The 19,763-nt window shown below is 67.4% G+C and carries 20 protein-coding genes; 7 read left to right on the forward strand and 13 right to left on the reverse strand.

Features of this window, described 5'->3' with window-relative positions; all coding sequences use genetic code 11:
• The first annotated feature begins 9 nt into the window (after positions 1 to 9).
• Together cls and LRK53_RS17460 are read left to right on the forward strand one after the other, a co-directional pair.
• On the forward strand, positions 10 to 1,404 hold the full coding sequence (cls, locus tag LRK53_RS17455; RefSeq protein WP_027493371.1) for a cardiolipin synthase: 1,395 nt from the start codon (positions 10 to 12) through the stop codon (positions 1,402 to 1,404).
• Positions 1,405 to 1,412: 8 nt separating this feature from the next.
• Positions 1,413 to 2,195, forward strand: a complete 783-nt coding sequence (locus LRK53_RS17460) for a carboxylesterase family protein (protein ID WP_037090097.1) — start codon at positions 1,413 to 1,415, stop codon at positions 2,193 to 2,195.
• A 7-nt stretch (positions 2,196 to 2,202) separates the two neighbouring features.
• On the opposite strand, the gene LRK53_RS17465 is transcribed toward LRK53_RS17460, so the two are convergent.
• Entirely contained in the window at positions 2,203 to 2,637 is a 435-nt protein-coding gene (locus tag LRK53_RS17465) for a hypothetical protein (protein WP_235642411.1), read from the reverse strand.
• A gap of 59 nt (positions 2,638 to 2,696) precedes the next feature.
• Between LRK53_RS17465 and LRK53_RS17470 the strand changes: the two genes are divergently transcribed.
• Positions 2,697 to 3,347 (forward strand): nicotinamidase, encoded by a 651-nt coding sequence (locus LRK53_RS17470; RefSeq protein WP_027493368.1) that lies wholly within the window; start codon positions 2,697 to 2,699, stop codon positions 3,345 to 3,347.
• A 195-nt stretch (positions 3,348 to 3,542) separates the two neighbouring features.
• On the opposite strand, the gene LRK53_RS17475 is transcribed toward LRK53_RS17470, so the two are convergent.
• Both LRK53_RS17475 and LRK53_RS17480 read right to left on the reverse strand, forming a co-directional pair.
• Complete coding sequence (locus LRK53_RS17475) at positions 3,543 to 3,731, reverse strand: CPXCG motif-containing cysteine-rich protein (RefSeq protein WP_027493367.1); 189 nt, start codon at positions 3,729 to 3,731, stop codon at positions 3,543 to 3,545.
• A 63-nt stretch (positions 3,732 to 3,794) separates the two neighbouring features.
• Positions 3,795 to 4,253 carry a putative toxin-antitoxin system toxin component, PIN family gene (locus LRK53_RS17480; protein ID WP_027493366.1) on the reverse strand — a complete coding sequence of 153 codons (459 nt, stop codon included), beginning with the start codon at positions 4,251 to 4,253 and terminating at the stop codon, positions 3,795 to 3,797.
• A 68-nt stretch (positions 4,254 to 4,321) separates the two neighbouring features.
• Here LRK53_RS17480 and LRK53_RS17485 point away from each other — a divergent pair, with 68 nt between their 5' ends.
• Positions 4,322 to 4,576, forward strand: coding sequence for a hypothetical protein (locus tag LRK53_RS17485; RefSeq protein ID WP_027493365.1), 255 nt, complete (start codon positions 4,322 to 4,324; stop codon positions 4,574 to 4,576).
• A 24-nt stretch (positions 4,577 to 4,600) separates the two neighbouring features.
• Here the strand turns inward: LRK53_RS17485 and LRK53_RS17490 are convergent, their stop codons facing one another.
• From LRK53_RS17490 to LRK53_RS17500, 3 genes are read right to left on the reverse strand one after another with little or no spacing between them, the layout of a single operon-like run.
• Positions 4,601 to 5,323: an HAD family hydrolase gene (locus LRK53_RS17490; RefSeq protein WP_027493364.1), complete on the reverse strand. Its 723-nt coding sequence runs from the start codon at positions 5,321 to 5,323 to the stop codon at positions 4,601 to 4,603.
• A 25-nt stretch (positions 5,324 to 5,348) separates the two neighbouring features.
• Positions 5,349 to 5,870, reverse strand: a complete 522-nt coding sequence (locus LRK53_RS17495) for a DUF6630 family protein (RefSeq protein WP_027493363.1) — start codon at positions 5,868 to 5,870, stop codon at positions 5,349 to 5,351.
• Between the two features lies 1 nt (position 5,871).
• Positions 5,872 to 6,246 carry a YciI family protein gene (locus LRK53_RS17500; protein ID WP_027493362.1) on the reverse strand — a complete coding sequence of 125 codons (375 nt, stop codon included), beginning with the start codon at positions 6,244 to 6,246 and terminating at the stop codon, positions 5,872 to 5,874.
• A 45-nt stretch (positions 6,247 to 6,291) separates the two neighbouring features.
• Here LRK53_RS17500 and tsaA point away from each other — a divergent pair, with 45 nt between their 5' ends.
• A complete protein-coding gene (gene tsaA / locus LRK53_RS17505; RefSeq protein ID WP_027493361.1) occupies positions 6,292 to 6,864 on the forward strand; it encodes a tRNA (N6-threonylcarbamoyladenosine(37)-N6)-methyltransferase TrmO in 573 nt (190 codons plus the stop codon).
• Here the strand turns inward: tsaA and LRK53_RS17510 are convergent.
• Both LRK53_RS17510 and LRK53_RS17515 read right to left on the reverse strand, forming a co-directional pair.
• A complete protein-coding gene (locus LRK53_RS17510; protein ID WP_027493360.1) occupies positions 6,859 to 7,104 on the reverse strand; it encodes a hypothetical protein in 246 nt (81 codons plus the stop codon). The genes tsaA and LRK53_RS17510 overlap by 6 nt on opposite strands.
• A gap of 560 nt (positions 7,105 to 7,664) precedes the next feature.
• The gene (locus LRK53_RS17515) at positions 7,665 to 9,347 is read right to left on the reverse strand and encodes a L,D-transpeptidase family protein (RefSeq protein ID WP_235642412.1); all 1,683 of its coding nucleotides are present in this window, start codon (positions 9,345 to 9,347) and stop codon (positions 7,665 to 7,667) included.
• 144 nt (positions 9,348 to 9,491) lie between these two features.
• Between LRK53_RS17515 and LRK53_RS17520 the strand changes: the two genes are divergently transcribed.
• Complete coding sequence (locus tag LRK53_RS17520) at positions 9,492 to 10,193, forward strand: murein L,D-transpeptidase catalytic domain family protein (RefSeq protein WP_027493358.1); 702 nt, start codon at positions 9,492 to 9,494, stop codon at positions 10,191 to 10,193.
• 36 nt (positions 10,194 to 10,229) lie between these two features.
• On the opposite strand, the gene LRK53_RS17525 is transcribed toward LRK53_RS17520, so the two are convergent.
• Together LRK53_RS17525 and LRK53_RS17530 are read right to left on the reverse strand one after the other, a co-directional pair.
• Complete coding sequence (locus tag LRK53_RS17525) at positions 10,230 to 10,610, reverse strand: hypothetical protein (RefSeq protein WP_027493357.1); 381 nt, start codon at positions 10,608 to 10,610, stop codon at positions 10,230 to 10,232.
• Positions 10,611 to 10,973: 363 nt separating this feature from the next.
• A complete protein-coding gene (locus tag LRK53_RS17530) occupies positions 10,974 to 12,620 on the reverse strand; it encodes an alpha,alpha-trehalase (protein WP_235642413.1) in 1,647 nt (548 codons plus the stop codon).
• A 106-nt stretch (positions 12,621 to 12,726) separates the two neighbouring features.
• Between LRK53_RS17530 and LRK53_RS17535 the strand changes: the two genes are divergently transcribed.
• Positions 12,727 to 13,578, forward strand: coding sequence for an endonuclease/exonuclease/phosphatase family protein (locus tag LRK53_RS17535; protein ID WP_027493355.1), 852 nt, complete (start codon positions 12,727 to 12,729; stop codon positions 13,576 to 13,578).
• A 59-nt stretch (positions 13,579 to 13,637) separates the two neighbouring features.
• Here the strand turns inward: LRK53_RS17535 and LRK53_RS17540 are convergent, their stop codons facing one another.
• The 3 genes from LRK53_RS17540 to LRK53_RS17550 all read right to left on the reverse strand — a co-directional run bounded on the left by LRK53_RS17540 (position 13,638) and on the right by LRK53_RS17550 (position 19,757).
• The gene (locus tag LRK53_RS17540) at positions 13,638 to 14,048 is read right to left on the reverse strand and encodes a YbaN family protein (RefSeq protein WP_051257614.1); all 411 of its coding nucleotides are present in this window, start codon (positions 14,046 to 14,048) and stop codon (positions 13,638 to 13,640) included.
• A 201-nt stretch (positions 14,049 to 14,249) separates the two neighbouring features.
• Entirely contained in the window at positions 14,250 to 18,599 is a 4,350-nt protein-coding gene (locus LRK53_RS17545; RefSeq protein WP_027493353.1) for a sacsin N-terminal ATP-binding-like domain-containing protein, read from the reverse strand.
• Between the two features lie 393 nt (positions 18,600 to 18,992).
• Positions 18,993 to 19,757: a lysozyme inhibitor LprI family protein gene (locus LRK53_RS17550; protein ID WP_027493352.1), complete on the reverse strand. Its 765-nt coding sequence runs from the start codon at positions 19,755 to 19,757 to the stop codon at positions 18,993 to 18,995.
• Between the last annotated feature and the right edge of the window lie 6 nt (positions 19,758 to 19,763).

Here is a 19,763-nt window from a genome sequence, read left to right on the forward strand (position 1 = left end):
TGGCCCGCGATGACCGCCAGCCTGCTCACCGCCTGCATCGCTGCGGCGCACCTGCTGGGCCTGTTCGCGGCGATGCATGCGGTGATGCACATGCGCACGCCGCAGGGCGCGGTTGGCTGGACGCTCGGCCTGCTGCTGCTGCCCTACGTGACCCTGCTGCCCTACCTGTACCTGGGCTCCAGCCGCTTCCTCGGCTACCGCGCCGGACACCGCGCGCCGGCGGCGCCCGCGCTGTCCACCACGGCCGACGCCGCGGCGCCGGTCGACCCGGGCTGCGAGCGCTACGCCGCGATCAGCGCGCTGCAGCGGCGGCCGTTCCGCAGCGGCCACCGGCTGCGCCTGCTGATCGACGGCACGGCCGCGTTCGAGGCCATGCTCGGCGCGATGGCCGGCGCCCGGCACAGCCTGCTGGTGCAGTTCTTCATCATCCACGACGACACGCTCGGCCGGCGCCTGCAGCAGGTGCTGCTGGAGCGCGCCGCCGCCGGCGTGCGCGTGTGCGTGCTGTTCGACGGCATCGGCAGCCACGCGCTGCCGCAGCAGTACGTCGAGACCCTGCGCGCCGGCGGCGTGGCGATCCACCGCTTCGCCACGCGCCGCTGGCGCAACCGCTTCCAGCTGAACTTTCGCAACCACCGCAAGATCCTGGTGGTGGACGGCACGCGCGGTTTCGTCGGCGGGCTCAACGCGGGCGACGAATACCTGGGCCTGAAGCCGCCGCTGGCGCCGTGGCGCGACACCCAGCTGGAACTCGCCGGGCCGGCGGTGGCCGACCTGCAGCAGCTGTTCGCCGACGACTGGCACTGGATCACCGGCACGGCGCTGCCGCTGTGCCCGGTGCCGCCCGCCGACGGCAACGCCAGCGCACTGGTGGTGGCCTGCGGCCCGGCCGACCCGCAGGAGACCGGCTCGCTGTTCTTCGCCGCCGCGATCAACGCAGCGCGCCAGCGCGTCTGGCTGAGCACACCGTACTTCGTGCCCGACCACGCGGTGCGCGCCGCGCTGCAGCTGGCCGTGCTGCGCGGAGTGGACGTGCGCGTGCTGATCCCCGCACGGCCGGATCACCGCACCGTGTTCCTCGCCTCCACCCTGCACGCCTACGCCGCCGTGCGCGCCGGCATCCGCGTGTTCCGCTACCAGCCCGGCTTCCTGCACCAGAAGGCGCTGCTGATCGACCGCGACACCGCCGCGATCGGCAGCCTGAACCTGGACAGCCGCTCGTTCCGGCTCAACTTCGAGGTCGCCGCGCTGGCGGTGGACCATGCCTTCGCCGCCGAGGTGGCGGCGATGTTCAACGCCGACTTCACCCGCGCCAAAGCGATCGACGAGCGCGAATACCGCGAGGCACCCTACCTGCACCGGGTGGCCATGCATGTGGCACGCTTGTTCGACCCCCTGCTGTAGGAACACTCATGCACCGACTCGTCCTGTTGCTCTGCCTGATGGCCACCGGCGTGGCCGCCCGCGCCGGCGAAGCGCCGCGCTTCGTGGAACGCTCGCTGCAGCTGCACGGCGTCAGCTACCGCTACCAGGTGTTCGTGCCGGAAGGCTGGACGGCCAAACGCGACTGGCCGGTGGTGCTGTTCCTGCACGGCAGCGGCGAGCGCGGCAGCGACAACCGCGCCCAGCTCAGCCAGGGCCTGCCGCACTGGCTGGTGCAGCACGGCGCGGATTTCCCGGCCGTGGTGGTGATCCCGCAGGCGCCTGACGGCAGCCAATGGAACGGTGCGATCGAGGCAATGGCACTCAAGGCGCTCGACGACAGCCTCGGCGAATGGCACGGCGACCGCCGGCGGCTCTACCTCACCGGCCTGTCGATGGGCGGCTACGGTGCCTGGCAGATCGCGCTGGATCACCCCGGCATGTTCGCCGCCGCCGCGATCATCTGCGGCGGCATCCGTCACCCGAACGACAGCCTCGAGCTGCAGGTGGTGGGCATTCCCGCCGACGTCGGCGACCGCTACGCCTGGGTCGCCGCACACATCGGCGCGCTGCCGACGTGGATCTTCAACGGCGCCGATGACGACGTGGTGCCGCCGGCGGAATCGCGCCGCATGGACGCCGCGCTGCAGGCGCGCGGCAGCGAGGTGCGCCACACCGAATTCCCGGGCGTCGGCCACGTCTCCTGGCCGCAGGCCTACGCCACCGCGTCGCTGTGGCCGTGGATGTTCGCGCACCGCCTGCCGGCGCGCTGAGGAACCGCTACCTGCGCCCGCCGAAGCGGCGACGCCAGTCGCCGCTGGCGACTACCCAGCCGAGGTAGATGCCGAGCGCCACGCCGAGCAATTCGCACAGCGCGCGCAGGCCCATGTGGTCCGGGTCGTGCACTTCGGCCAGCTTCACCTTCAGCAGCTGCAGCGACTGCAACCGGCCGTAATTGAAATAGAACAGGTTCCACAGATCGCCACCGGCGGTCAGCGCGGTCGCCAGCAGGAACGACCAGCCGATCTTCTGGCCCCAGCTCCAGCCGTTGCGCCGACCCAGCCAGTGGAACCCGAAAAACAGCAGCAGTCCCGCCGCCGCCGAGATCAGGCCGGCCTGGAGCCCGCCGACGATCCCGTAACCCATCCACGACTGGTCGTACTGCATCGCCTGCCCCTGATTCGTATTGCCGCCGCAGCGCGCATTATGGGTCATGCCGGCGCATCGCGGCGCGCGCGCTAGACTGGGCGGACCCTCCCTGCGCCTGCCACGCCATGAGCCAGCCCCTCTCACCCCATGCCGCGCTGATCGTGGTCGACGTGCAGCCGGACTTCATGCCCGGCGGCACGCTGGCCTGCCACGAGGGCGACGCGATCGTGCCGGGCCTCGACGCACTGCTGCGCGCGCGCCGCTTCCGTCACGTGGTGGCGACCCAGGACTGGCACCCGCGCGGACACGTCTCGTTCGCCAGCTCGCACCCGGGCCACGCGCCGTTCGAGCAGATCGCGCTGTACGGCCAGTCGCAGACACTGTGGCCGGACCATTGCGTGCAGGGGACGCCCGGCGCCGCATTGCATCCGGGCGTGGACTGGTCGGCGCTGGACGCGGTGATCCGCAAAGGCAGCGACGGCGCCGTGGATTCCTACAGCGGCTTTCGCGAGAACCACGGCCCGCACGGCGCGCGCCCCAGCACCGGGCTGGCCGGCTGGCTGCGCGAGCGCGGCGTGGACGAGGTGTTCGTGTGCGGTCTGGCGCGCAACGTATGCGTGCTGTGGACCGCGCAGGACGCGCAGGCACTGGGCTTCCGCGCCAGCGTGCTGTGGCACCTCAGCCGCCCGGTGACGCCGGCCAGCGACGAAACCACCCGCGCCGCGCTGCAGGCACAAGGCATCGGCATCGTCACGTCGGCGGCATTTACCGGATAACGGTGAGGAGCTGGAGGTCGCGGCTCCCTCCCCTGCAACGCAGGGGAGGGTCGGGGTGGGGTGCTCTTGCTCTTTTTCGCCCGCATGGAGCACCCCCTCACCTGAAGGACTCCCTGCGGTCGCCAACCTCCCCCTGCCATGCAGGGGAGGAGCAGAGAGCGCTGACTTCCTCGCCTGCCGTGCGAGGAGCCAACTTCAGGCTTCGTCCTCGCCAGTCGCGCGCACCTGCAGTTCACCGTCCGCGTCGATCTCCACGCTGAGCGTGATCGGCCGGCAGCAGACCTGGCAGTCCTCGATGTACAGCTGGCTGGGGATCGAGGCGTCGACCAGGATCCCGATCGGTTCGCCGCAGTAGGGGCAGTCGATGGTGTGCGGGGTGAGCATGGCGCATCTCGGCAAGCGGGTCTGCGAGTACACCATGGCACCGTACCGGCGACGCTGCGACGCTCAACGCTCGTACGGCGGCCACGCCTGCGGCAGGCCGATCCAGAACAGTGCGTCGCGCGCGCAGCGCGGCGCCAGCTTCAGCAGTTCGTTGTCCTTGCTGACCAGCCAGCGCGCACCCGAGGCCTGCGCCAGTTCCAGGAATTTCTGGTCGTCCGGATCGGCGCAACGCGGCAGCGGCAGCGCGGCCGGCACCATGGCCTGCTTGTCGGGCAGGCAGCGCACCAGCACATCGAACGCCGCCTCGATCGCCGGCCGGGTGGCGTCGGTGACCGGCAACTGCGGGTAGTGCAGCACGCGCCGCCACTCGTCGCGGCAGTCTGCTCGCGTCACCGCCTCGATCGTCCCGCGCTGCATCGCCACGTGCAGCGCGGCGGATTGCGCGTCGTGGAACACGAACAGGTCCAGGCACACGTTGGTGTCCAGCACGATGCGCGGCACGGGCGGCTCGTCGGCGTTCATCGCGCCATGATGAGGCAAGCGGGCCACGCGATACACTGCACGCCCCACCCCAGCCGGAGCCGCCGCCGATGGCCGAGCGCGAGTTCAACGACTACCTGGCCCGCTCCGGCGCCACACTGGAAGGTTCGCGCTATGCGGCGTGGCTGGCGATCACCCCGCGCCGCCACGGTTTCCCGGTGTATTACGCGATCTGCGAGAACCGCAGCTTCCGCGACAAGAACATTGCCGAGGCCGCCGCCGCCAAGGCGCTGGCCGACATGCAGGGCCTGGAAGCGGACGGCACGCCGATCTTCCCGGACGACTACACCGGCTTCGACGACTAGCCGCGGCGGCGGACAAGGTTCGCCCTACGCGGCGGCGCTCGCCAGTTCGCGCAGGCGTTCCACCGCCGCCGGGATCGCCGCCGGCGCATCCACCGTGAGCATGCGCGGCTCGTCGGCGGCCAGGCCGTTCTCCAGCTCGTGCGCCCAGGTCACGTGGTACGGCAGGTGCACGCCCCAGCCGCCCAGCCGCAGCACCGGCTCAATGTCCGAGCGCAGCGAGTTGCCGACCATGGCGAACTGTGCCGGCTGCAGCGCGAACTCGCCCAGCACGCGGCGGTAGGTAACGGCGTTCTTCTCCGAGACGATCTCGATGCGGCGGAACAGGTCGGCCAGGCCGGACTCGGCCACCTTCTTCTCCTGGTGGAACAGGTCGCCCTTGGTGATCAGCACCACCTCGTACTTCCCCGCCACCGCCTCGACCGCCGCGCGGATACCCGGCAGCAGTTCCACCGGATGCTGCAGCACGGTCTTGCCCAGCTCGACCAGGCGATGGATGTCGGCCGCCGAGATACGACCATCGCTGACCGCGATCGCGGTCTCCACCATCGACAGCGCCATGCCCTTGGCACCGTAGCCGAACAGCTTGAGGTTGCGCTGTTCGGTAGCCAGCATGCTGTCATGCACGTGCTGGTCGCCGAGGTTCACGTAGCGCCCCATGATGGCGGCGAACGCCTCGCCGGCCTGGCGGTAGTAGCCCTCGCTGTGCCACAGCGTGTCGTCACCATCGAAGCCGATCAGTTGCAGCATGGCTGCCTCCCTCGTCTCGCGCGGCTCAGCCGAAATCGCTACCCAGGCGCAAATTGATGTGCAACGCCGCGGCCAGTTCGCGCATTGGTTCGTTGTCGCGGGTCAGGGTGATCCAGCCGGCGTACGAATCGTCGTCGGTTTCCCACGTCCACAAGGTGTAGCCGGATTCGGCCAGGCGATCGTAGGCGATGCCGAGCAGGCTGCCGGCATCGGCATCGTCGAAATAGTCGTCGTCGCCCGGGTCGCCGCCCCAGTCGATCGACAGGTTCCAGCGCGCGGCCAGTTCGTCCAGCGCCTGCACCAGCGAGCGCACGTCGTCCTCGGCGACCATGAAGCCCGAGCGCCAGTCGATCACCCGCGCGATCAGCGCCACCGGCTCGGCGTCGCCGTCTTCGGCGAGCGCCTCGCGGTATTCGCCGAACTGCTGCAGCGCGGTCTCCTCGTCGCCGGGATTGATCAGCAGCAGCAGCTGCCACACCTTCGCCTCGACCGAGTCGTCCTCGTCGTCGAAGTCGCGGTCATCCTCGAAATCGTCGTCGTCGCGCATGTCAGGCGCCAACCTGCCGCCGCACCGCATCCATGTCGCGGATCGGGCGAACCTCGATCGCACCGGTACGCGACCACGGGAAGGTCGAGGCGATGCGCACCGCCTCGTCCATGTCGGCAGCCTCGATCAGGTTGAAGCCGCCCAGGTATTCCTTGGTCTCGGCGTACGGGCCATCGACCACGCTGGTGGCGCCGTTGCGCACGCGCACGGTGCGCGCCGTCGCCGGCGCTTCCAGCTGTTGCGAGTCGTGCAGTTGCCCGTTCGCGCGCAAGGCGTCGGCCTTGGCGAAGCAACCGTGCATCAAGGTGTCGAACTCGCCTTCGGGCAGCGCGTCCAGCAAGGCGTCGTCGCAGTAGATCATCACGAGAAACTTCATGGCGTCCTCGGCGGGGATGCGGGGCGAAGGAGCGATAATGCCGCAATGAGCACCGCGCCCGATAGCTTGCACGCCCTGTCCTGCCATCCGATCGCCTTCGTGCGCTCGCCGTATGCGCAGCGTATCGACGCGCCGCACCAGCCCACCGTGGTGGCCGGCACCGAGACGGGGGCGGCGGCCGAAGCGGTGGTCGAGTTCGTGGCCGGCTTCCCCGCGGCGGCGTTCCGCGACCTCGCCGGCTTCGAGCGCATCTGGCTGCTGTTCGCCTTCCATCGCAGCGAGGGCTGGAAGGCCGAGGTGCGTCCGCCGCGCGGCGGCGGCAAGCGCAGCGTGCTGGCCACGCGCTCGCCGCACCGGCCCAATGCGATCGGGCTGTCCGCGGTGGAACTGGTGGCGGTGGAGGAAGGCGCGCTGCGCGTGCGCGGGGTGGACCTGCTCGATGGCACGCCGATCCTCGACATCAAGCCGTATGTGCCCTACGCGGACGCGTTCCCGCAGGCACGCGCGGGCTGGATCGACACCATCGACGCGGCGCAGGGCCGCCGCTCCGCGCCGGGGCCGCGCAAGCCGCGTTCGGCGCGGCCACGCGGCACGGACGACGACGTCAACGCATCATGAGCAGCTGCCGCAGCAGGTGCTGCCGCCGCTGACGTGGATCTGCCGCGGCTCGGACACGCGTGCGGCCTCATAGCCCGCCTCCTGCAGTGCGGTGATGACCTGGCCGGAGGTCAGCTGTGCCGATACGTCGATCTGTCCGGCGACGGCATCCGCGGTGACCTTCGCGGTGGCGTCATGGGCACGCAGGATGGCGGCGATGGCGCCGGTGGCGCCGGCAAGATCCTTCACTTGAAACAGCATCGGTACGGTCTCCAGGGTTGAGGGCGGCCTATCCGCCGGCGGCGATGGTGACCGGCGCCCCGCCCGGGCGCCCTGACCGGGATCAGGGCCATCCCAGTCGGTGAGACGCGCGCCCGGCATGCTGCGCGGGCCGGCGCGGAGCGCTCCGCCGCCGGCACCGGTGCATTGGCAGTGGATCGGTTCCAACCCTGGCCGCGCCAGTTCCGCACCTGGCGCGGCCTTTTTTTGCTTCATGGAGCGCCGCCTCGACTCGAAATGTCCACCCCCCTCGTCATTCCGGCGAAGGCCGGAATCGCACTTCAATCGTGAAGAGGTGCATCGTGTTGGCCATGACCTCTGGTTGGCGACTCACGCGTGATGGCTCTCTTTGTCGTTCAAGTGCGATTCCGGCCTTCGCCGGAATGACAGTGGGGGGATTGTCGGAGCCTCGACACTGTGGGCAGTGACCATGGGAAAGACCCCTCAGCGGGCCGCGGCGCGCGGCGAGCGCGCTTCTGAAAATATTCCGGACAGCAGGCGCAAGCCGGGATGACGAACAAAACCGGATTTTCGGGGGTCCCTCACGGCGGCGTCGCAACCACCGGCAGCCACGGCGACACGCGCGGACGCTCCAGCGCGGCAAGCAGCGGCGGGTCGCGGTCGTACACGTCGGGACGGAAGCCGACCCGGCCGTCCTCGCGCAGGTCCACCGTCCAGTACGCCAGCAGCAGGGTCACCGGCTTGCGCAACATCACGGTCTGCGTCTTCAGTGTGTCGATCGCGCCGTCGATGCTCGCGCGGTCCCAGCGCTGCTGATCATCCAGCAGCAGCTCGGCCAGCTCGCGTGGACGTTCCACCCGGATGCAGCCGGAGCTGAAGGTGCGCCGCTCGTTGGCGAACAGCTCCTGGTGCGGGGTGTCGTGCATGTATACCGCGTAGTCGTTCGGGAAGCGAATCACCAGCCTGCCCAGCGAATTGCCCGGGCCGGCGTCCTGGCGCAGCACGATGCCGCGCGGGTTGGCCCAGTCCACGCTGGAGGGCGACAGCTCGCGGCCCTGATTGTCCAGCACCCGGATGCGGTTGGCGGCAAGGTAGCCGCGGTTCTTGCGCACCTTCGGCAGGATGTCGTTCTTCAGGATGGTCGGCGGCACCGTCCAGGTCGGGTTGAGCGTGAGGTAGGTGATCTTCGACTTGAACACCGGCGTGCTGCGGTACGGCTTGCCCACCTGCACGCGCGAGCGCCACACCGGCTTGCCGTCCTTGTAGTAGGCGACCTGGTAGCCGGCGATGTCGACCACCACGAAATCGCCCTGCAGCTGGTACAGCAGCCAGCGCGCGCGCTCCAGGTTCACGCGCAGCTGGTCGATCCGCGCCGCGACCGGCACATTCAGCGCCGCCAGGGTGGCCTTGCCCAGGTGGCCGTCGGGCGTCAGGTACTGTTCGCGCTGGAATTGTTTCAAGGCGGCCTCCAGCGTCGGGTCGTACAGGTCGTCCACGCCCGCACCCACCGCATAGCCGACCAACTGCAGCCGCTGGCGCAGTGCCGGCACGCGCGCATCGTGCGTGCCCGGCTTCAGCGTGGCGCCGTCCGCAATCGCGGGCCAGCCGCCCTGCGCCGCCACCTCGCGCAGCTTCGCCAGCGCAGTGCGCAGCTGGCCGTACAGCGGATGCTGCGGCCGCGCCCGCGCGAACAACTCGCCGACCGTACCTTGCGCCAGCGCATCGCGCACCGCCTTGAGGCCCCGTGCCTGGTCGAGCTGGCGCGGATCGAAGTTCCAGTGGGTGTCCAGCGTGGCCGGATCGACCTTGCCGCGATACAGATGCAGCAGCGCGCCAAGGCAGGCATCGGTGGCCAGCAGGTCGAACTGCGCGCGCTGCTGCGGCGTGGCGCGCGGGTCGACGAGCACGGCGCGCCCGCGCTGCAGCTCGTCCAGCGCATAGTCCTGCGGGTCGAGGCCGTCCGTGGCCACATCGCGCAGCGCGGCCAGCAGCTGATCGAGGTCGTCCGGGCGCGTCCACGCCGGCGCGAAACGGTTTTGCTCGTAGAACACCGCCACCGCGCCGCCGGGCGTCCCGACGGCATCGGCGTCGGCATGCGCGCCGCGCCACTGTTCGACCCGCTCGCGGATCTGCTCGGCCACCGGGCTCAGCGGCTGCTCGCCCGCGGCCTGCCGGACGTCGGGCTGCTGCGCCTGCGCGGCCACTCCCAGCAGCAGGCCCAGCAGGATGATGACGCGAACGGCACGGGGGATTTTTGGCGGCACGGCACGATCCTGCGCAGGGGATGCCGCCTGTCATAGCACAGCTGCCGGTCGGCGCAAGCGCCGGCCGCGCGCGACGGGTTCTTAACGAGGGGCTGCTAGGATCGACCACCGCATGCCCGAGCCGATCCCAGCCCTGCCGTTTCGATGAGCCGATTTCCACGCCCCGCCGCCGTCCTGATGCTGCTTCTCGGCAGCGGTTTCGCCACGGCGCATGCCGCGGAACCGTCGTTGCAGGACGCGCTCAGCAAGCTCGCGCCGCACGCGAACCCGAAGGTGATCGCTCTGGCGCTGGCCGCCACCGAATGCGCCACCGCGCAGGGCCAGCCGCCTACCGACCGGCTGGCGGTGATCGACTATTCGAAACCCTCCACCGAGCCGCGACTGTGGGTGTTCGACCTGGCCAAGCGCAAGCTGCTGTACCACGAGCTGGTGGCGCACGGACGCAACACCGGCGAGAACCTGGCGACGGCCTTCTCGAACCGGCCGGAGAGCCTGCAATCGAGCCTGGGCCTGTTCCGCACGCTGGGCACCTATGACGGCCACAACGGTTACTCGCTGCGCATGGAAGGCCTCGAACCGGGCACCAACGATCATGCGCTGGAGCGCGCGCTGGTGATCCACGGTGCGGCCTACGTCAATTCGGCCATCGCCCGCCAGCAGGGTCGCATCGGCCGCAGCTACGGCTGCCCGGCGGTGCGCAACGCGATCGCGCGGCCGCTGATCGACGCGCTCAAGGGCGGCCAATACGTGTTCTCCTACTACCCCGATGCGCGCTGGCTGGGCAGCTCGCCCTACCTCAAGTGTGGCGTCGGACGCGCCATGACCGCCAGACTCGCCGCCCCCTGAAGCCGCGCCGGCGGCATGCACGCCGACGCGGCGCCTTCAGCGCGTCGCCCCCAGCAGCCCCACGTGATAACCGGCCGCGCGCAGCCTGGCGGTCGCCTTCGCGTTCAGCACCAGCAGCACGATCAGGCTGATCAGCGGCACGAACATCAGCACGATCAGGATCACCCGCACTAGCATCGAATAGCCCAACCCCGAGCACAGGCGGAAGGTGCCGATCAGCCCCATCAGCGCCGCAGCCAATACCACCAGCACACCGACCGGACCGAGCCAGACCCGCGCGGCGGCGCCCGCGAAATAGGCGAGGATCGAATAGATGATCAGCTTCTGCGCGCTGGCCACCTGCCCGATGCCGGCGTCGCTCGCCGGCGGCGCCGCGATGTCGGCCTTCGGCGCCTCGTACGGATTGTAGGTGTTCATTCCCTTTCCCCTGTGAATGGACGACGCAAGGCGGTTGCCCGCCGCTACCGGCACGGCGACACGGGCGACGCATGCACGGCCGCGGCCCGATGGTCGAGCCGGTGGACTGCCGAAGCTGCGATGCGTATCCCCCTGTCCCCTGCCACGGCGATTATGCCCGAAGCCGCCGTGCCCACCGCCCCTTCAGGGAAGCGCTGATTTCGCTCGTCATCCAGCGAGGCGCCTTTCAACAGCCGGAGGCTGGTCAAGCTGGGATCCAGCGCCTCCAAACTGCTGAACGCAAGGGCGCTGGATGACCAGACCTTCGTCTGTTGAAAAGCGCTTCCTGCCTTCGCACGAATGACGAGCAAAATCAGGGCTTCCCTAGCGCTCGCCGGGGGACTCGCGCAACAGCGCCCGCATCTTCAGGTACACGCCGTTGCTCCAGCCGAAGCCGATCACGTTGGCGGTGTAGCCGGCGCTGATCTTCACGTCGGCATTGCCGCTGGCCATGTTGTATTTCTCGCGGATGGTGCCGTCGTGGGCGAGGCTGCGGTCGATGGTGGCGGTGAATTCGTGCGCGATGCGGCGGGCGTCGTCGTGGAAGCCGTAGGCGTCCAGCCCGGCCACCCCCAGCCAGTTGGTCGGCGCCCAGCCGAACGGCGCATCCCACTGCGCGCCGCTGGCGTGGTCGCTGGTCTGCAGGCCGCCCTTGCGCTCGAAGATGCCAAGTTTGCCGCGCAGCGATTCGGCCTGCGCCTGCGATGCCGCGCCGGCCCACAGCGGATAGAAGGTGGCGACGAAGTGATAGTCGGACGGCTTGCCGCGCACGAAGTCGTAATCCATATACATGCCCTGGTCGGCACGCCACAGGTACTTGTCGATCGCCGCGCGCCGTGCCGCGGCGGCATCGTTCCAGCGTGCCGCATCCGCCGCGTTCCCCAGCTGCACGGCGAAGTCGTGCAGGTCGCGCTCGTAGCGGTACAGCAGGCTGTTCAGATCGACCGGCGCGTAGTGATGGGTGGAGCCGCTGAACGGACCCACGCGGAAGCTGGTGTCGAAACCCGACTCGCGCATCGCGCGGTCGCCGAGGTAGAAGTCGGCGCTCAGACGATAGCCTTGCGACCAGGCGCCGGCGCAGACCTTCGAAGCCTCGACGTCGCAGCTGGCGGTCTTCAGTCGCGCGGCTTCGGCCGCATCCGGATGCTCGGCGGCCTTGACCAGGTAGCCGGGATCCTCCGACGGGTGCGCGAGCAGCCAGTCGATCACGCCGCGCAGGTAGCTGCTGTCGCGCATCTCCAGCACCGGCGCGGCGCCGCCGTAGTCGTAGTAGCGCGCCAGGCCAGTGTCGCCGGCCTGGTGCTCCTTGCGCGTCCAGGTGGAGTAGTCGCGCACGGCGAGCGGATACGCGTGTTCGAGCCATGCATGCGCTTCGGCCTTGCTCTGGAAGCTGTCCGGGTCGTCCAGCACGGCACGGATCATCGAGCTCAGAAACGGCGGCTGCGAACGGCTGAGGTAATAGGTGCGGTTCGCGTTGAGCACCGCGCCGTAGTACTGCACCTCGAACAGCGCGTTCTCGACCATGTCGCGCGCCAGCGCCTCGCGGTGGTCGGCGACCAGGCCGAGCACGATGAAGTAGCTGTCCCAGCCGTACATCTCGTTGAAGAAGCCACCCGGCACCACGTACGGATGCGGCAGATAGAGCAGGCCCTGCCGCGGCAGCGAGGTCGACGCGATGTCGCCGAGCTGGTCGATCGCCCGCGGCAGCACGTGCACGTCGACGTTGCAGCGCTGTTTCACCGCGGCCAGACCCGGCGGTGTCGGCAGGTTCGCCGGCAGGTACAGCACCGGCTGCGTGCCCACCTTGGGATCGCGCAGGGCCGAGCAGTCTTCCATCGAGCGCGTCAGCGTGGTCCACGCGTGGTCGATATAGGCCTCGGTCTTCTGCGCATCGGGCGCCTGCTTTGCGGGCGCCGCGGTGACGAAGACCAACGACGCGAGCAACAGGAAGATTCGGGACAGCGGTTTCATCGACATGATCTTGCGTCCGGGGAAGGGGCGTGGCCTGCATCATCACGCCGCTGGCACCGTTATGCTAGCGACGCCCTCCCATGCCGATGCGTTCGAAGGAACCGCCATGCGCCTCATCCCGCTGCTGCTCGCCGTGGTCATGCTGTCGCTCCCGTTGCCGCCGGCCGCGGCGCAGACGCTGCGCGTGATGAGCTTCAACGTGCGCCTGCCCAGCCCCGACGACGGCGCGAACCGCTGGGAGCTGCGCCGCGACCTGATGGTGCGCACCATCCGCGAACAGGCGCCCGACCTGATCGGCACACAGGAGCTGTACAAGCTGCAGGGCGACTATCTGGTCAGCAAGCTCACGCACTACGCCTGGTTCGGGCGCGGCCGCCGCGGCGACGACGGCGACGAGCACATGGGCGTGCTTTACCGCACCGACCGGCTCAAGCTGGTGGAGTCCGGCGACTACTGGCTGTCCGACACGCCGGACGTGCCCGGTAGCATCAGCTGGGGCCATCCGTTCCCACGCATGGTGACCTGGGCGATCTTCGAGCTGAAGGCCGGCAGCCAGCGCTTCTACTACGCCAACACACACTTCCCCTACCGCGACCAGGACGAACCGGCACGCACCCGCGCGGCGCAGGAAATCCTTCATCGCCTCCAAGCCGTACCCGCAAACCTGCCGATCGTGCTGACCGGCGACTTCAACACCACCCCGGCCAGCCCTGCCCATACTCTGCTCACCGGGCTGCTGCAGGACGCAAGGCTCGCTGCCGACACCCACAGTGGCCCGGAAGCCACCTTCCACGATTTCACCGGCACGCCGGACCGGCGCATCGACTGGATCCTCTACCGCGGCCTGCACGCCACGGCACTGCGCACGATCACCACGCACCAGGACGGGCACTATCCGTCCGATCATTTTCCGGTAGTCGCCGAACTGCACTGGCCGCAGCACGGCCCGGCGCACTGAGTCGCCGCTTCAGCCGACCGTCGTCATCGCAGCGCGCGGCCACGCCGGACGCTGCATGCTCACGCGCCGTCGCGCGTTTCCCGCAGGCGCAGGATGAACACGATCACCGGCACCGCCGCACCCGCCAGCGCCCACGGCAGCCAGGCGTGATCGTGCAGCAGCCAGATCGACGTGGTCATCGACAACACGATCAGCGCGACCGCGCTGAACTTGGCCCGCCGCGGGATCGTGCGCTCGCGCTCCCAACGCACAATCGCCGGCCCCAGCCGCGGCCGTGCCAGCAGCCAGCGATGCCAGCGCGGCGACGCACGCGACCAGCAGGCAGCGGTCAGCAGCAGGAACGGCACCGTCGGCAGCAAAGGCAGCACCGTACCGACCACACCCAGCACCAGCGACACCGCGCCGAGCGCGAACAGCAGCCAGCATACGGGGCGGGCGCGGCGTGGCTCCGGAACGACAGGATCGGACATGGACAGGGAGCAGGCTCGGGGGCAGGTGCCGATCGACTCTAGCGCATGCCGACAGGATGGATCGCCGGCCCCGGAAGATTCTGACCAGCACGCTGCCATACTGATTATTTCTAGATCGACGGCGGCTACCGACCCAAAGCGGACTTACAGCATGACCAAGTCGGCTGGCTCTGACGTCGAACGATGGAGCAAGTGGCCGGATCATTCCTCCGATGAGTTCCCAAACGAGATCAGCACCAGGGGCGCGTCTGTCAAAGCGACTAGCTTTACGCCATTTAATGGGCGGACGGTCGCGCGGTTAGCGGGATCGAATATCAACCTCACCTCGTCCTGATAGCCATCTTCAAGGCCGCTGACCAAAGCCAGGATGAAATCGTTGCCGCGCTCCTTGGCGCGCTCGTATTCGGCGTTGGACATTTCGATCGAACCCTGTGGCGCGCGGCCGGTCGCTTTCATCTCAACGAATGTCTTCCAATCGATTGCACCATCAGCACCTACGCCATGCCGATTGCGGAAGTCAACCAGCAGTTCCTCCGCCGAGGTTTCCAACACTTGGCTTAGCAACTCCCAGCCGCGTTGTTCCAGATCGCGGTCGGTGTAGGCCGTCGGTGCAGTACGCGATCCAGGATACGATGGCTTTGTCGGTGGCGGCGTGTCGTGCAGCTTCGGTTTTGCTAGTGGTGGCGCTGTCTTCGGATCGCTGCCCGACACCAGCGTAGCGCCAAGAATGGGACCAACGCTGTTCTTAAGGGTTCGGGGCTTCACGGCGGGGCCTTTCCCACCGGGTGTGCTCACTGAGATTTTCTTTTTCAGTGCGGCGTTAATCCTGGCGGCCCGGTCTTCCATCGCCTCGGCGTGTTCCTCGTCCGATGCGAGCCGGATGCCATCGGACGCAGTATCGCGCGCGTCCTGCCAGGCCACCACCCATTCGGCCTCCATGCCGCGGCGCGAGGCATGCGGGAACAATGACGCGATCGCGTGCCCACCGTATTCGCGCTTGGGCAGAGCTTCGTCCCAGACATGCAATTCGAGCGGATCGCGCACGATCAACGCCTGAAGCTGGATCGGAATTTTCGCCGCCGACAATTCGTCGTCCCTCGCCAGAACCGCGATCGGACCGGCGTGGACCAACAACGGAATCTCTCGCAGCACATCCCAGCCAATCGCCATGCGCTGGCGCACCTCTGGATCGTTGCGCGCTAGTTCATCTGAGAGGTGATCGACCGCCTGCCGGAAGTGAGCGCGCTTGCCATCGCCACGATCCTGGGCCGTCCCACGATCATCCACGACGATCAAAGTGGGCTCGCTCCGCGTCACGCCTGTGAAAGCCACGAACGACGGCAGCTCACGAAGGTCGCAAGGCGGCGTCCAGAACTTCTTGGCGGGCAACGCATTCGCCAATTGCGATCTAAGTTCGGATTCCTCGACCAGGAAGATGGGCCGCTCGGATTCCCAACAATCTCCGCAATACAATGGCAGGGTTTTCATGCGCTCGCGGTGACGCCGCTCAGCATTGGCCAAAAGGGCTTCCATATAGCGATATACGTCGATCAGGCGTGACGTGACCCCCACGTCGTACGCTTGCCCCCCCAGCGACTTCAGGAATGTAAGGCAGTCATCGAGCGTAGGCTCGCGCACATCTAAGGCTGACCAGAGGCTCGCCAAGGCCGGCCCGCCCGGCACGAAGCGCGAGCGGTCATGAAAGATGTCCTTGCCGCGCATGAGTTCGCTTGGCCTTCGCCAAACATCGCCGCCGACGTGGATAAGACCTTGGTTCTCCGAGAAAAACCTGCGCAACTCCTGGACGGTTATGTCGCCGATGCGGGTGTTCCACACGGCCGCACTGGGTACGTATTTTGCGATGTTGCGATAGATCGCCATGACTTGCGCGTCATCGATGTCTTTGACCCCATCGCGCGTGTCGCGCAGCAGCTTGACGAGATCGCTGACTTGAACCGAGGTGACCAACCCAACCGTCGCGGCGAAGTCCGCGCTAAAATCGCCGAGGTCGATGCCGACCGCGAAGGCGGTGCTGGCGTAGAGCGTTTGAGTCTCTTGAGTCTTCACCACAGCTTCGTTCGGCGTCACCAACTCGCCCTTGCCGATCGCCATCCACGGCGTCTCACGCAATTGAATCAGCCATTGCGCTGTGACAGGCGCCTTCGCGTAAACGTAGACGCGCGCCTCGTGCTGAGAGGCCACCATCTTGCGACTTGCGTAAGACCGCTCCCAGGCACGCCCGATGGCCTTGAACAGAGCGGGACTTCTCTCGCGTAGTTCCTTCTTGGAGAGCTTGGGGAATGTGGCCAGGACGCGATCGAGATCGGGACTAATCCAATCAGCTGGCACTTGCTCGGCCTGCGCCGCGCGAAGTTCCCGGGTCCGCGTCGCGCCACCCCAAAGTACCAACCCGGTTTGCTTCAGTCGCGGTGCGTTTTCCACGCCAAGCAGGGCGAAAAACTTGCGTGGCCCCCGCGAAGTGGTCCCATCCGCGCGCTTACGGTGCGCGCGCGTGGCGCCCGTCTTCAGCTTCTCATCGTACCCCGCGGAAATCCAATGAATGCCCGGTATATTCTCGGCTGCCGTGGGCCAGTTGGGGAAGTCACTGTCCAACGTCTTGCACAGATAGGCTTCCGTCGGACGCACCTTCTGTCGGTGCATCTTGCCATTCTTATAAACGAAGCCATCCACCATGAGCGCCGCGCCTACGGCATGGCCGATCTCACCCGCGCGATGGTCCCTCAGATCATCGAAGCGATCGCGAAGCTCGCGCAATTCCGCGTCTGCGATCTCTAGCGGCGTGGCCGCGAACCGCTCGGCGAAGGCCGCGAGTTCTGTCGCTGTATCGACGCTTGTCTGGAACGCCGCGTGTTCATCCAGCCACTTAATCGCGACATCGCCATCCTCCTCGATACCGTATGCCGCATGCAGGCGATCGAGCAGATTCCAGCGTAGCGAAAACAATGAAAACTCTCCGCCGAGAACGAGCGGCTTGGCAGTTGTGCCTCCGCGCTTGCATACCACGGCGCGGCTTTCATCAGTCAGCCAGAACGGCACATCGAATAGTTCCTCATCGGCGTGGATTTCCACCAACACGCGCGCGGCTTTCACCCACCAGCTTGGTCCCTTCGGTTGAAACAGCGATTGCCTGAAGCCCTCAAGGAGTTCAGTGGTTCCTACAGTGGCGCAGACTCCTATTTGATCGAGCACTGTGCGCCACCTGCCGCCAGCATCGCGAACATCGCGCGACAGCGCCCGCGATCCTTCGGCCAGCGCTTCGATATCGGCCGGGGTCAGAAGATCGCTTAGGTCGGCGTATTCATAGGCGATGTCCGACAAAGCCACCGGCGCGCCGCCAATCAGAATCGCCGCATGCTCCCCAATCCAATCGCGCGCGGTCTCGAATGATTTCGCGAAGCCATCACGCAGCCAGCGGTCCCCTTCGTTGCCGACATACTCAGCAGCGACCGGCACGAAGCGCCAGGCGTCCTCGGGCGCCTCCAGCATACGGCCATGCGCGATCTCGCCAAGCACATCGCCGCATCGCTCGATGAGCCAGTTGTTCCATGTGCTTTCGATCAAGACCTCGCGCGTGGTGCTGGGATCGAATTGCGCGTCGAGCGAGAATGGCAAATCCAGCGGGATCCGCGTCTTGAATCCGATGTACAGACTTCCCGCGCCCGCCGCGCTCGGCACGGCGATGGAAATTCGCGTTTCCTCGGCGCGCGCCTTATGAGCCGGATGCAGATGACCGGGCACCGGCAAGGTCGCGCTCCACACGGTCCACGAAGCCGACGCGCTCTGGATTTCGCGCCTCGATAGCGCCGTGATGCGGGCGCGACCTCCAACCAGGGCAACGTTTTCCCACGCGCCGAAGCTCAGGGTGCGGCCCTCGAGGGTAGCGCCGGTTAGATCACACCAGCGGAAGCTCGAGACCCAGCTCAGGAAGATAAGGCCGTCGTCCTCCCACTCCGCTAACCAAGCCTTCAGCCCCTCCTCGCTGAAATCTGGTTTCAGGCGGAGGATGATCATCGTGTCGGTCGCGGGATCGTAGAAACCGGGCAGTGGTCCTTCCGCTCGCACAAGTTGGACCGAAAGTTGATCCCCGGAAAAATGATAAGGCGCCGAATGGATCGCGAGATCAACCGCGATGCGCTTGAGCGTCTTCAGGCCAATGCCAAACCGCCCTCGCTGATCCGTTCTGTGAGTCTTCGTCGTCACGAACGGCAGCGCCATGCCCAGCACGTGCTGGCACGCTACTGGCTGGCCATCATGCACGATCAAGAGCTCGCGGCCGACATCCGTGTCGCGGAAGGCGAAACGCACTTCCGAGGCGCGTAAATCATCAGCGTTTTGGATAACTTCCGTCAGCCCCTGAAACGGCTCAACGTTCAAATCTTCGGCGGCAGCGGCCGCGCCGCGCATCATTTTTTTTAAGGCACCGGGCGATGATGCTAAAGCGCTCGCCAACCCCGTGATCACGGCGTTGGCGAATTCGGGAGTGCGCGGATCGATCAGATCATCGACACCCGGCTGATCCTCCCAGATCATCCGCGCGGAGCGTGCACCCGAGTCGGCATCACGCTCGGACTCAATAGATGATGGAGGAGCCCCTATTTGATTCATGTCCAATGGCACCCTAAAAAGTGAGCAGTCAAAGAGTATTCCGGATAAAGGAAAGCCGTTTGTTGGGTGCCGGGTTAAGCCAAGATGCTACTCAAAAAAGCGGGGGCGGTGCCCCGCCATTTCCCGTTTGGCCGCAAGGCGAGTGACAGCTTCTGGCCGGCAGCGGCCCGTCGCAACAAGATCTTCAGTTCCGCCGGCTGGTCATTCCAAATTGGTGGCGATAGTCAGTCCGTTCCGGTTTCGCCACCCATGCATCCCGGCACTCGCACACCAGCGCATGCCGACACGCCGGGACCCGCCACCCCTTGCCGCCGCCTACTACTGCATCAACTGCTCGACGCGCTCGCGCATGGCCTGGCTGAGGCATTCGGCATTCGCGCCGCAGGCGTCGCGGCTCCTGAGCCATTCGATTTGCACCTGTTTTACCGCGCCAGCGTCGTCGCCGGCCAGGCCCAGCGCGCGGCGGTAGGCGGCGACGACGCTGCGGTCGTAGCCGGCCAGGGTGGGCGAGGCGCAGATCGCCCGTTCGACGGCGGAGTGCGCCTTGTTGCAGGCGAAGGAGGCGCGGATCGCCTCGCCCGGCTCGCGCCGCTGCAGCACCAGCACGTAGCCGCCGTTGTCGTAGTTGGTCAGCAGCCGTCCGGGCGGCAGTGGCACCAGCCAGGCGCCGTTCCACGGCGAGGCCCCAAGTGTGCAGCGGATCTGCACCGGCGTGACCACCGCATCCGGCAGGTCGAGGCCAAAGTCGTGCAGGGTCGGTGCGGTGGGCGTGTCGAAGCGTGCAGGGCGCGGAAAACGCTGGCCGATGAAATCCTGCAACCTGCCCGGCGCGAGGTCCGACAGCGCCGGCTGCATGCAGGCGCGCGAGTCGTCGTCGAGCGCGATGCTTGCCGCGCCGATCTCCAGGCGGCGGCCGAGCAGCCGCGGGTCATCGGGGAACCAGGCCCAGTGCGGCTGGTCCCGCCGGTCCACGGCGACTTGTACCACTTCCCACGTGCCCTGCAGCTGCGACGGCGAGACCGCTCCCGTGGCGGCGCCGGCAACGAAGCACACGCCCAGCAGCAGCCAGTGCCAGCACGGCAAGGCAAG

The sequence above is a fragment of the Rhodanobacter thiooxydans genome, from assembly GCF_021545845.1.
Classification (GTDB): Bacteria; Pseudomonadota; Gammaproteobacteria; order Xanthomonadales; family Rhodanobacteraceae; genus Rhodanobacter.